General features: G+C 71.1%; 9 protein-coding genes and 1 pseudogene. 8 read left to right on the top strand and 2 right to left on the bottom strand.

The window, feature by feature from the left end:
- The 3 genes from FV223_RS10250 to FV223_RS10240 form a co-directional block, all read left to right on the top strand.
- Positions 1-676: CpsD/CapB family tyrosine-protein kinase (locus FV223_RS10250; protein WP_246689656.1), on the top strand; the 676-nt coding region annotated here is incomplete at its 5' end.
- Positions 673-2,325, top strand: coding sequence for an O-antigen ligase family protein (locus FV223_RS10245; RefSeq protein WP_147726944.1), 1,653 nt, complete (start codon positions 673-675; stop codon positions 2,323-2,325). The genes FV223_RS10250 and FV223_RS10245, both read left to right, overlap by 4 nt.
- Positions 2,322-3,263: a glycosyltransferase family 2 protein gene (locus tag FV223_RS10240; protein WP_147726943.1), complete on the top strand. Its 942-nt coding sequence runs from the start codon at positions 2,322-2,324 to the stop codon at positions 3,261-3,263. The genes FV223_RS10245 and FV223_RS10240 overlap by 4 nt, the downstream gene beginning before the upstream one ends.
- Before the next feature lie 4 nt (positions 3,264-3,267).
- Here FV223_RS10240 and FV223_RS31705 read toward each other — a convergent pair whose 3' ends face one another.
- The gene (locus tag FV223_RS31705; RefSeq protein ID WP_246689655.1) at positions 3,268-4,743 is read right to left on the bottom strand and encodes a methyltransferase domain-containing protein; all 1,476 of its coding nucleotides are present in this window, start codon (positions 4,741-4,743) and stop codon (positions 3,268-3,270) included.
- 134 nt (positions 4,744-4,877) lie between these two features.
- Between FV223_RS31705 and FV223_RS10225 the strand changes: the two are divergent.
- Positions 4,878-5,444, top strand: a pseudogene (locus tag FV223_RS10225) (peptidylprolyl isomerase); the annotation flags it as partial.
- 185 nt (positions 5,445-5,629) lie between these two features.
- Positions 5,630-7,129 carry a GGDEF domain-containing protein gene (locus FV223_RS10220; RefSeq protein ID WP_147726942.1) on the top strand — a complete coding sequence of 500 codons (1,500 nt, stop codon included), beginning with the start codon at positions 5,630-5,632 and terminating at the stop codon, positions 7,127-7,129.
- A gap of 50 nt (positions 7,130-7,179) precedes the next feature.
- On the opposite strand, the gene hemH is transcribed toward FV223_RS10220, so the two are convergent.
- Positions 7,180-8,265, bottom strand: coding sequence for a ferrochelatase (gene hemH / locus FV223_RS10215; RefSeq protein WP_147726946.1), 1,086 nt, complete (start codon positions 8,263-8,265; stop codon positions 7,180-7,182).
- Positions 8,266-8,428: 163 nt separating this feature from the next.
- Between hemH and FV223_RS10210 the strand changes: the two genes are divergently transcribed.
- The 3 genes from FV223_RS10210 (at position 8,429) to FV223_RS10200 (ending at position 11,715) form a co-directional block, all read left to right on the top strand.
- Positions 8,429-9,382 (top strand): class I SAM-dependent methyltransferase, encoded by a 954-nt coding sequence (locus FV223_RS10210; protein ID WP_147726941.1) that lies wholly within the window; start codon positions 8,429-8,431, stop codon positions 9,380-9,382.
- 114 nt (positions 9,383-9,496) lie between these two features.
- Positions 9,497-11,029 (top strand): bifunctional UDP-sugar hydrolase/5'-nucleotidase, encoded by a 1,533-nt coding sequence (locus FV223_RS10205; protein WP_147726940.1) that lies wholly within the window; start codon positions 9,497-9,499, stop codon positions 11,027-11,029.
- Complete coding sequence (locus FV223_RS10200) at positions 11,026-11,715, top strand: uracil-DNA glycosylase (protein WP_147726939.1); 690 nt, start codon at positions 11,026-11,028, stop codon at positions 11,713-11,715. Before FV223_RS10205 ends, FV223_RS10200 begins: the two co-directional genes overlap by 4 nt.
- The last annotated feature ends 61 nt before the right edge of the window (positions 11,716-11,776 follow it).

Raw genomic sequence — 11,776 nt, 5'->3', positions numbered from 1 at the left:
CCCCCGGCCTCCGCGGAGCCCACGCATGATCGCCGCCGCGTTCCACGATCCCGCCGTGCCGGACCGCCTCGACCTGGAGCCGGCCCTGGTCCAGCTCAACCGCCGCGAGGGGCCGCCGCTCCGCCGCATCGGCGTCACCGCGGTGCAGGCCGGCGACGGCGTCACCTCGCTCAGTCGCCAGCTCGCCGGGCTCTATGCCCGCCGCGACCTCGACGTGGTGCTGATCGAGGCGAACTGGGCCAAGCCCGCGCTGGCCGCCGCCTACGGCCTCTCGGGCAAGCCGGGCTTCGCCGACATCGTGCTCGGCGCCGTCGCGCCGCTCGACGGCGTCCACGCGGTCGCCGACGGCTTCCACGTCGTCCCCGCCGGCACCCCGGCCTCGATCCGCGAGGCCGGACTCGACGACGCCCGGGTCGAGGCCTTCCTCGGCCTGGTCGACCAGCGCTACCACCTCGCGATCCTCGATTGCGCGCCGATCGGGCAGATCGGCGACACCGCGGCCCTGAGCCCCCTCGTCGACGGCTTCGTCGTCGTCGTCGGGGCCGAGCGGACCCGGCGGGTCGTGGCCGAGCAGGCGATGCGCGACCTCGACGCGGCCGGCGGGACCGCGCTCGGCGTCGTCCTCAACCGGACCCGGCGGCCGATCCCCGACTGGCTCTACCGGCGGCTCGGATGAGGGCCGCGCTCCGCACCCTCCCCCCGCTGGCGATCGGCGCCGGCGCCGCCGCGATGGCCGTGTCGCTGGCGAGCGTGCCGCTGAAGTTCGCCGTCGTCGGGCTCGTCGCGCCGCTGGGCGCGCTCGGCGCCCTGATCCTCGGCCAGCGCGTCCGGCTGACGCCGTTCCTGCTCGTCGCCTTCGCGGTCGGATTGACGGTCAAGCTCGACGTCAGCATGTTCCAGCACTTCGAGGCGGTCGGCCAGTACCTGCCGAGCATCGGCGGCGGCGCCGGGCTCACCGTCAGCGTCGCCTTCCTCGTGGCGCTGACGCTCATCGCCTTCAAGCTCGTCGGCATCGGCGAGGCGCGCCCGCAGCGCCTGTCGCTCGATCCGCCCCTGGTGCTGACGCAGGCCGCCTTCATGGCGGCAGGCGTGCTCTCGCTCGCGAACGCGGGCGACCCCGCCTACCTGTGGTTCGACGAGTGGCGCTTCCTCACGCTGCTCGTCGTCTCGGTTTCGATCGCCAACTTGAGCCCCCGCGACGTCCGCACCCTGGCGCTGGCGATCTGCGTCCTCTGCCTGGTGCAGACGGCGGCGGCGGCGGTGCAGTACGTCACCGGCTCGGAGCTCGGCCTCGGCGTGCTCGGCGAGGAGCAGATCGTCGAGGAGAACATCAACTTCCAGGCCCAGCGCCGCGCCGCCGGCTTCAAGGTCCACCCCAACATCCTCGGCTACTATTACGAGGTGGTCTGGCCGCTGGCGCTGGCGCTGGCGCTGTCCCGCGGCCCGACCTGGCTGCGCCTCGTCGGCGCGGCCGGCGCGCTCTCGGCGCTGGGCGGCGTGGTGCTGACCCTGTCGCGGGCCTCGTGGCTGACCTACCCGCTCTCGGCGACGCTCGTCGTGCTGCTGGTCTACCGCGACCGGCTGCTCACGCGGGCGAGCCTGATCGTCGCCGGCCTCCTCCTCCTCGTGGGCGTGATCGCCGCGATCGTCGTCGGGCCGATGATCTGGGAGCGCCTGTTTGCCGACGACGGCGGCTCGGCGGCGCAGCGCGGCCCGCTCAACGCGGCGGCGCTGGCGCTGTTCGCGCAGTTCCCGATCCTCGGGGTCGGCTTGAACAACTTCGGCAACATGTTCGCCACCCTCGACCAGACCGGCCTGTCGCGGCTCGCCGGGTTGTTCGACCGCTCCAACCACGTCGTCCACAACCTGCACATCCTCGTCCTCACCGAGGTCGGCGTCGTCGGGTACGCCGCCTTCGCCCTGGTCTTCGGGATCGGGCTGTGGCGGGGCTTTTCCGCGATCCGGCGCGCGCCGGTCGGCGATCCGCTCGCCGCGATCGCCGGCGCCTCGGCGATCGGGCTGCTCGCCCACCTCCTCCACGGCCTCGTCGACCCGGGCTTCCGCCTCAACCTCGGCATCGCCGAGCTGCTCTACACCGCGCTCGGGATGATCGCCGCGGTGGCGGCGGCGCAGCGCGCCACCCGCCCTGCCGACCTGAGCGCGGGTCCCCTCTCCCTTGGGGAGAGGGGCAGGGTGAGGGGCGTGACTTTTCCGGACGACGCACGCCCCTCACCCCAGCCGTCTCCCCCTGGGAGAGGGAGCCGCGTGATGTCGCGCGGTATCCGATCCGAGCGTCCCGAACGACGAAGCGCGAGCCTGCGATGACCCCCGCCCTCAGCGTCCTCATCGTCACCTACAAGTCGGGCGCCGACATCGACACCTGCCTCGCCCTGCTGGCGGCGAGCCGGATCGACCGCGCCTACGAGGTGATCGTCGTCGACAACGCCTCGGGCGACGGAACCGCCGAGCGGATCGCGGCCGACTGGCCCGGGATCCGGGTGATCGCGGAGACCGAGAATCACGGCTTCGCCGGCGCCAACGCGCTGGCCTATGCGGCGTCGCGGGGCGCGGCGATCCTGCTGCTCAACCCGGACGCGTACCTGCGCGATCCGGACGCGGTCTCGGCGGCGCTGGCGCATCTCGACGCCCACCGCCAGGTCGGCGCCGTCGGCCTGCGCCTCGTCTTCGAGGACGGACGCCATCAGGTCGGCGATGCCGGGTTCGAGCCGCGGCCGCTCACCGTCGCCGTGCATGCGGCCGGGCTGTCGGGGCGGTTCGGCTTGCGCGGGGTCTACCTCGCGGGCGGTCAGGCACGGGCGCCGGGGCCGGTCTCCGTCGACTGGCTCTGCGGCGCCTTCCTGATGCTGCGGCGCGAGGCGGTCGAGGCGATCGGCGGCCTGTCGAGCCCGCTGTTCCTCTACGGCGAGGACGTCGACTGGGGCTGCCGGCTGCGCGACGCCGGATGGCGGGTCGACTACCTGCCGGGCCGCAGCGTGGTCCACCTCCAGGGCGGCTCGGGCAGCACCCGCTCCGCCCGCTGGCTCGACGGGCTCGCCGGCGTCTACGCCCTGCGCAACGGCGACCGGCGGATGTCGTCGCCGGCCTTCTTCGCGGTGCCGCTCTGGCTCGGGTTCACGGCGCGCGCCGCCGCCTACGGGCTGCTCGGCCGCCTGCGGCGGCGGCCGGACCTCCTGAGCAAGAGCCGCGACATGAAGCGTTTCGCGGCTCACCTTGCCAATACAGTCGAGACCAGATCGCGCTGATCGCTCAGCGCTTCCTGATGAAGACCATGTGGTAGCCCTTGAGCGGACCCGGCGTGAGCCGGAACAGCAGTTCCCAGAACTTACCCAGGACGATGTTCTCGCCATGATAGAACGGTTGCCCATCGAACGCGTAGGTGAAGTGCTCGAACCGGTCAGTTGGGAAAAGCCGCTTCCGCGCCGCTTCCGTGTTCATCGTGTAGAGCGGCACGAAGGAGTCGATCTCGACGCGGCGTGGCTCGACCATGCGCAGCACGCGGGCGTGCAGGCGCTTGGGGATCAGGCGGGCGCCGATCCCGACATAGCCCCAGCGGTTGGGCGTCCAGGCGCAGAGCCAGCCGCCGGGCGCGAGGATGCGGCCGAGCTCCTCCGCCGTCCGCTCGGGCGTCTCGATGTGCTCCAGCACCGAGAAGGCGGAGATCAGGTCGAAGCTGGCATCCGGGAAGGGCAGCAGCCCGTCGTGGCCGACGAGCTCGACGGCGTCCGCCGTCTCGTTTCCGAGAACCGCCTCGTCGACGTCGCAGGCGGTGACGTGGGCGCAGCGCCCGCGGAAGTCCCCGAGCTGGCGGCGCAGTGGAACCGGGTCATGGCTCCACTTGCCGCGTCCGGCGCCGAACTCCATGACCCGCATGTCGGGGCGCAGCAGCGCGTTGACGCGGACGATGTACTCCATCCGGTGGTCCTGCCGGGAGTAGCCCCCGGCCCCCATCTCGCGGAACAGCCGCTCCTCGACGGTGACCGGCTCGCGGCGGGGCATCGCGTCCTGGCGCAGAAGGGTGTCGTGGCCGAAATAGGCGGCATCGGGACCCGCCACCCACCGGTTGAAGACGTTGTCGTGGGCCAGCACCGGCGAGCCGGCGCCGAGCGCCTCGACCAGCGACGGGTTGGTGCCGCCGACCGTGTGCCCGTGGATGTGGAAGCGGGCGTGCCGGCGCAGCGCCGCGACGCGGTCCGCCTCGTAGATCGCGCCGGCGAGGATCACGTCCGGCCCGGCGGCCGCGCGCACCGCGCGGTGGTAGGCATCGGTCTCCGAGAGCTTGCCGAGCACCACCAGGGGCAGGCCTGGGCTGACCTCGCTCCAGGCGCGGACCACCTGCAGCACGAGGTTCTCGGGCACGATGCGGGCGATGGCCAGGCCGTAGCGCTGCGGCTCGATCCCGAGCGCATCGAGCGCGGCGACCGGCGCATCGGCGACCGGGTCCGCCCCGTAGGCGATGGTGGTGATGCGGCGCTTCGGGCTGACGCGGGCGAGGTGGCGGGCGATCTCGGGGTGGTCGGCGACGAGATGCGTCGAGAACAGGCTGCCGCAATGCTCGTTCAGCCAGAACCAGACCTTGGCGGGTTTCGACCAGCGGTCGCGGCGCCACTCGATCCCGTCCATGTTCATCACGCTGCGCTTCCCGGTCAGCCGGTAGAGCAGGGAGAACGCGGCGGTGTTGTAGCCGAGCACCAGGGGCAGGGCCGGACGGAACGCCGCCCGCACGGTGCATTTCCAGTCGAACAGGATCGTGGCGAGCGGGCCGTCGCCCGCGGCCTGGACCGGGATCAGGTCGATGCCGCGCCAGGTCGAGGGCGCGGTCGGCCGGTCGACCTGGCAATAGACCTCGACCCGCCAGCCGCGACAAGCTCCTCCTCGACGAGTACCTGGAGCGCGAGGCCAAGAAGGCGGCGACGCCCGAGGCGGCCCACGCGCTCTACGACCAGTCCGCCAAGCTGATGAAGCCGGAGGAGGAGATCCACGCCCGCCACATCCTCGTGGAGAACGAGGCCGAGGCGAAGAAGATCGCCGCACGGATCAAGGGCGGCGAGGACTTCGCCAAGGTCGCCGCCGAGACCACCAAGGATGCCGGCTCGAAGGCCGAGGGCGGCGACCTCGGCTGGTTCTCGAAGGACCGGATGGTGAAGGAATTCGCCGACGCCGCCTTCAAGCTGCAGCCCGGGCAGGTTTCCGATCCGGTCAAGTCCCAGTTCGGCTGGCACGTCATCAAGGTCGAGGAGAAGCGCAACAAGCCCGTGCCGACCTTCGACGAGCTGAAGGAGCAGATCGATCAGGCGCTGATCCGCAAGGCGCAACAGGATCTGATCCTGAAGCTCCGCGCCGACGCCAAGGTCGAGCGCTTCGACGAGAACGGCAAGCCGATCGCCGCGCCGGCCCCGGCCTCCGAGGAGCTGAAGAAGCCCTGACCGCGGCGGCCGCCCGACGTTCGCTCGCGCCGAAGCGTGGCAGCCGCGGGCTTCGGCGCGGCTCGCCGCGTCTGAGATGTGATGACGGACCGCTCATGCACGGAATTTGCGCCTAAGGATCAACATTTTCGCAAGGATCGTGTGAAAGAGTGCCCAATGATCGGGGCGGCAGGAAAATCATCGCGATGCCGTCGGAGCAGGTTCTGCTGAAGCCTCGCCTGGCACCGATGATCTGGCTCACCGAGACCGCGGCGCCGGTCTGCGTCGAGATCAGCGACGGGCTGCGGCGGACGTTGTTCCGGCGAATGTCCTCGCTGATCTCCGGCTCCCTCGTCGGGCTGATCATCATCGCGATCCTGCTGTACCGGAACCCGATCCCGGCATTCTTCGCCTGGGCGGCCGTCGATACGATCCTGGTCCTGTTCCGTTTCGCCGTCATCGGCCGGTTGATGCGGATCCTCCGAGATCCCTCGCTCCGCCGTCCGAGGGACACCCTCGTCGTCGATGCCTTCGTCGCCGGCAGCGTGCTGTGGTGCGCGCAGATCGGCGTCGGCGCCTTCCTCTGCATGAGCTTGGGCGATCCCGTTCTGGCCGTGTTCGGCACCATGCTGTCGACCGGGATCGTCGGGGCGATGTGCGCGCGCAATCCCGGCTCGCCGCGCATGGTCAAGCTGCAGATGGTCCTGATCATCGTGCCCTACGCGGCCGGCGCTGCGATGGGGCCGGAGCCGTGGCTGTGGCCGATCGCGCTCATCGCCCCGCTCTATCTATGGGGAACGATCAGCATCAACCGGGAACTCCACATCGATTACCTCAAGATGCTGATGGCCCAGCAGGAAAGCAGCCACCTCGCCCTTCACTGCAGCCTGACCGGCCTGCCGAACCGCAACTCCTTCAAAGCGCGCCTCAAGGCGGCCGAGCGGAACGCTTCGGTGCTCTTCCTCGACCTCGACGGCTTCAAGGCGGTGAACGACCAGCACGGGCATCCGGCGGGCGATGCGCTCCTGACGGCCGTCGGCGAACGGATCCGCGGCTGCGTGCCGGATCCCGCCGACGTCGCGCGGCTCGGCGGCGACGAGTTCGCGATCCTAGTCCATGCCGACGACGAGCGCACGATCGCGGCGATCGCGACCCGCCTGATCGCCGAGGTGGCACGACCCTACGCCTTGCCGACGGGGTTGGTCGTCCGGGTCGGCCTCAGCATCGGCATCGCGACCCGGCGCGACGCGGACACCGACCCGATGCTCCTCCTGCCGGAAGCCGATCAGGCCCTCTACGAGGCGAAGCGGGCCGGCAAGGGCACTATCGCTGGTTCCAGCCGGCGAACGACGCCGACCTCTCCAGCCAAGTCCGAGAGCTTCGCGACATGCTCCCGAAGGCGCAGACCGACCGCGAGCACGGCTTCGAGGCCAGTCTCTCGGTCACGCGCGCCTAGATCGAGGCGAGCCGACCTCCCGGCCATCGCCGAACCGAGCGCGGCCTCACTTCACGTCGGGCGTCAGGTAGGAGGAGGTCGCCGGGCGGGCGGCGCCGACGATCCCGAGTGCAGCCAGCTCGTCGGTGCGCCGGCGCGACGCCAGGATGTCGAGCACCGCGACGACCAGCCAGGGACACGCGATCCCGATGAAGAACGCCATCTCATCACCCTTGCTGATCCGGCCCGCCCGGTGTCGAGGGCTGGATGATAGCCCGGCGCCGGGGCTTCGCAAGATGTCGTGCGGGTCGATACGGGTGATCAGACCCAGCCCTGCAACTCCCGCCGCACCACGGTCTCGATCACCTTCATGCCGAGGTCGCTGTCGTTGAGGCAGGGGATGTAGGCGAAGCGCTCGCCGCCGTTGTCCTCGAAGTAGTGCCGGTTCTCGCCGTCGAGCTCTTCCAGCGTCTCCAGGCAGTCGGCGGTGAAGCCCGGCGCGACGATCGCCATGCGCTTCACCCCGGATTTCGCGAGCGTCTGCACGGTCTCGTCGGTGTAGGGCTTGAGCCATTCCTCGTTGCCGAAGCGCGACTGGAAGGTCGTCCGCATCCGCTCGGTCGAGAAGCCGAGCTCTTCGCGGATCAGGCGGCCGGTCTTCACGCACTGGCAGTGATAGGGGTCGCCCTTGAGCAGGTAGCTCTTCGGCACGCCGTGGAACGAGGTGAGGATCACCTCCGGCTCGAAATCGAGCTTGGCCAACCCCTCGCGGATCGAATCGGCCATCGCACGGATGTAGACGGGGTCGTCGTGGTACGGCGCCGAGACCCGCACGGTCGGCTGCCAGCGCATCTGCATCAGCGCCTTGAACGCCTGGTCGCAGGCGGTGGCCGAGGTCGCGGCGGCGTATTGCGGGTAGAGCGGCACCAGCAGGATGCGGTCGCAGCCCTGATCGAGCAGGGCCTGGATCCGCAGGGCGACCTCGGGCTTGCCGTAGCGCATCGCCCAGTCGACCACGACCTTGTCGCCCATCATCGCCTGCAGGCGCTCGGCCTGGCCGCGGGTGATGGTCTTGAGCGGGCCCTCGTCGCGCTCGTTGTTCCACACGCTCGCGTAGTCCTTGCCCTTCGGGCCGGGACGCTTGGTCAGGATGATCATGTTGAGCAGCGGCCACCAGATCAGGCGCGGCACCTCGATCACCCGGCGGTCGGACAGGAACTCCTTGAGGTAGCGGCGCATCGGCCAGTAGCTCGTGCCCTCCGGCGTGCCGAGGTTCATCAGCAACACGCCGACACGGCCCCAGCGGACCGTGGGGTGATCGGCCGGAAGGGTGCCCGCGCCGGCCGCACGGCTCGGCTCGACGGTGGAGACGGCCGACAGGGACGCCGGTTCGACGCGTTCGTTCATGGTGAGGTTCTCGGCCATGGCGGCCGCTTCCTGTCCTGGGCCGCCGGGCGCGCGGCGACGGTGAGGCCGCGCGCCCGCATGACGGCGGTGCTGTTGTGCGGGATCGGATATCTAACTAGAGCACGAAGCCTGCCAGCGAAGGTCCGGCCGACGAGAGCGCGACATGCAGTCTCCCCGCTACTTCCTGAACCACTTTATGCCGTTCACCGGCTACCCCTACACGGGGGCGCCCACGGCCTGCAATCTGTGCGGCTCCACGGAGAGCGTCACCGTGGCGGAGACCGATCGACGCCTGAAGACGCTGAAGTCGATCGCCTGCGCCGAATGCGGCCTGATCCGCACCGACCCGATGCCGACGCCGGCCGAGCTGGCGGATTACTACGCCCACGCCTACCGCGCCGACTACCAGCTCGCCTTCGCGGGCGGCCCGCCGCGGGTCCATCTCAAGCGCTCGGCGCGCGAGGCGGCGTTCCGGGCGGAACTGCTCGCGCCGAAGCTGGTGCCGGGCGCCCGCCTGCTCGATTTCGGCTCCGGATCGGGCGAGTTCCTGGCCGCCGCCCGGGCTCGGGGCTGCAAGGCGATCGGCGTCGAGCCGGGCCGCGACTATTCCGCCTATGCCCGCGCGACGCACGGCGTCGAGGTGCTGGACGACGCCGCCGACGACCAGTTCGCACCGGGCACGTTCGACGTGATCACCACGCACCACGTCATGGAGCACCTGCGCGACCCGGCCGACGTGATGGAGCGGCTGGCACGCTGGCTGAAGCCCGACGGCGTGCTCTACGCCGCGGTGCCAAACATGGCCGCCACCGGCAAGCCGCCGCACGAGCGATTCCACTTCGCCCACGTCCACGGCTTCGTGCGCGACACCTTCGACCTCACCGCACGCCGCGCCGGCCTCGTGCCCGACACCAATTACTGGCGCGAGGACACGACGGTGGTCTACCGCAAGACCGATGCGCCGCCGGTGCCGATCCGCGCGCCCGGCCTCGCCCAGCGCCTCGCCGAGGAGCTAAAGCCGATGCCGGCCGCGGCCTACCTCGCTTCCGGCGCCTGGATCTGGCCGATGGTCCGCCGCAACGCCAAGGCGGTGCGCGAGACCTTCTCGGCCCGCTAGGACATCGTCTGCGGGCGGGCCGGGCTTCACCGCGCGCGAAGATGCTTTAAGGACCGTCGTGCGCGCGTCACGTCGGCGGGGGTAGGCTGGGCTTTTCCGCCAAGACGCAACGCCATGCCTCGCCCCAATCGCCGCCAGACCTTCGGTCTCGGCATCGGCGCCGGCTTTTCGGCCGGCCTGCCCGCCATCGCGAACGCGACCGAGCCAACGGCGCCCGAGCCGACGCTGACGCTGCTCCTCGTCAACGACGTCTACCTGATGGGCGAGGTCGACGGGCGCGGCGGGTTCGCGCGGCTCAATGCGATCGTGAAGGCCGAGCGCGACCGCGGTGTCCCGGTGCTCTACGCCCATGCCGGCGACACCCTGTCGCCCTCGCTGATGTCGGGGTTCGACAAGGGCGCCCACATCGTCGACCTGCTGAACCTCGCCCCGCCGGACGTGTTCGTCCCCGGCAACCACGAATTCGATTTCGGGCCCGCCGTCTTCCGCGAGCGCATGGCCGCCGCCGCCTTCCCGTGCTTCGCCGCCAACCTGCGGGACGGGTCTGGCCGGCCGTTGCCGAGCCTGCGCGATCGGCAGATGCTCACCCTCGGCGGCCTGCACGTCGGCGTCACCGGCATCGCGTTGGCCGCGACGCCGGAGAAATCCCAGAGCGGCGATCTGCGCTTCGGGCCCGAGCTGGAGACGCTGGCCGCGCAGGCTGAGGCGCTGCGCGCCGACGGCGCGGATCTCGTCGTGGCGATCGTCCACACCGCGCGCGCGACCGATCTCGCGATGCTGGCGGCGGGCCATGCCGACATCCTTTTGTCGGGGCACGACCACGACCTCGTGGTGCAGTACGACGGGCGCCGCGTGCTCGCGGAGTCGAGCAGCGACGCGCATTACGTCACCGCCATCGACATCCACGCCAGCGTCTCGACGGCGGACGGCACGCGGCGCGTGACGTGGCGGCCGAGCTTCCGAATCCACGATTCGGCGACCGTCGCACCCGATCCGGATACGCTGACCCTCGTGCGCAAGCTCGAGGGCGACCTGTCGCGCCGGCTCGACGTGCCGGTCGGCGAGACCGCCTATCCGCTCGACAGCCGCATCGTCTCCGTGCGCGCCCGCGAGGCGAGCTTCGGGAGCCTCGTCGCCGACGCGCTGCGGGAGGCGACGGGCGCCGACATCGCGGTGATGAACGGCGGCGGCGTGCGCGGCGACCGCCTGTACCCGGCCGGCACGATGCTGACGCGGCACGACATCCTCACCGAGCTTCCGTTCGGCAACACCATCGTGTCGGTGGCGATCACCGGCGCCCAGGTCCGCGCGCTGCTGGAGGCGGGGTTTCGCGAGCTCGGCCGCCCGGCCGGCCGCTTCGCGCAGGTCTCGGGCCTGACCGTCCGCGTCGATCCCGATGCGCCGGCGGGCGACAGGATCGTCTCCGTCCGCGTCGGCGATGCGCCACTGGACCCGGCCCGGACCTACCGGGTCGCCGCCAACAACTTCCTCTACGAGGGGGGAAACGGCTACGGCGTGCTGGCTCGGGGGCGGACCTTGATCGGCGCGACGGATGGCGGGCTCGTCGCCACCGCCGTGATCGATTATGTCGCCCGCCACGCCCCGATCACCGTGACCGAGGGCGAACGCATCCTGATCGGCCGATGACCGAACCGACCGTCTCCGCAGCGCTCGCCGCGTTCCGGCAAAGCGCATCCCCGTGGCTCGCCTTGCCGTTCTTCACGGAGGGCGCGGCGGATATCGTGGCGGCACGGGTCGACGAACGGATCGCAGCCGGCGCGCAGGTCTTGCCCGCGCCCGGCAACATCTTTGCCGCCCTGGCGCTGACGCCGCTGCCCGCGGTGAAGGTCGTGATCCTCGGGCAGGATCCGTATCCGACGCCGGGCGACGCCAACGGGCTCGCCTTCTCCTATGTCGGCTCCCGGCGCCTGCCGGCCTCGCTTAAGGTGATCCTGGCCGAGGTCGAGCCGGGCAAGGCGACGCGCGGCGACCTCACGGCCTGGGCGCACCAGGGGGTGCTGCTCCTCAACAGCGCACTCACCGTCGAGGCGGGCCAGGCCGGGGCGCATCTTCGGTTCGGCTGGGCGAGGCTCGCCGACGAGGCGGTCGCGGCCGTCTCGGCGCGCGCCGAGCCCGCCGTGTTCCTCCTGTGGGGGGCACAGGCGCGGGCGCGGGCCGCGCTGATCGACCGATCGCGACACGGCGTGCTCGAATGCGGCCATCCGTCGCCGTTGAACCGGGCGCGCGACTTCCCCGGCTCGGACCCCTTCGGCCGGGCCAACGCGTGGCTCGCCGAGCATGGGTCGGCGCCGATCGCGTGGCGCCTTCCCTGACGGCTCCGTCCCGCAGCGTTACTGGGCGGGCTTCGGCGCCGGTGCCGGTGGCGCGGGCGTG

The sequence above is a fragment of the Methylobacterium sp. WL116 genome (assembly GCF_008039455.1).
Lineage (GTDB): Bacteria > Pseudomonadota > Alphaproteobacteria > Rhizobiales > Beijerinckiaceae > Methylobacterium.
The sequence above is the reverse complement of the archived record's forward strand: the minus strand, read 5'-3'. Positions and strand labels throughout refer to the sequence as shown.

What these genes read in the sequence shown, in the direction of transcription:
- hemH (WP_147726946.1), bottom strand. Translation starts at nt 8,265, where the DNA reads ATGAACGAACGCGTCGAACCGGCGTCCCTGTCGGCCGTCTCCACCGTC.
- FV223_RS10200 (WP_147726939.1), top strand. Translation starts at nt 11,026, where the DNA reads ATGACCGAACCGACCGTCTCCGCAGCGCTCGCCGCGTTCCGGCAAAGC.
- FV223_RS10240 (WP_147726943.1), top strand. Translation starts at nt 2,322, where the DNA reads ATGACCCCCGCCCTCAGCGTCCTCATCGTCACCTACAAGTCGGGCGCC.
- FV223_RS10245 (WP_147726944.1), top strand. Translation starts at nt 673, where the DNA reads ATGAGGGCCGCGCTCCGCACCCTCCCCCCGCTGGCGATCGGCGCCGGC.
- FV223_RS10210 (WP_147726941.1), top strand. Translation starts at nt 8,429, where the DNA reads ATGCAGTCTCCCCGCTACTTCCTGAACCACTTTATGCCGTTCACCGGC.
- FV223_RS10205 (WP_147726940.1), top strand. Translation starts at nt 9,497, where the DNA reads ATGCCTCGCCCCAATCGCCGCCAGACCTTCGGTCTCGGCATCGGCGCC.
- FV223_RS10220 (WP_147726942.1), top strand. Translation starts at nt 5,630, where the DNA reads ATGCCGTCGGAGCAGGTTCTGCTGAAGCCTCGCCTGGCACCGATGATC.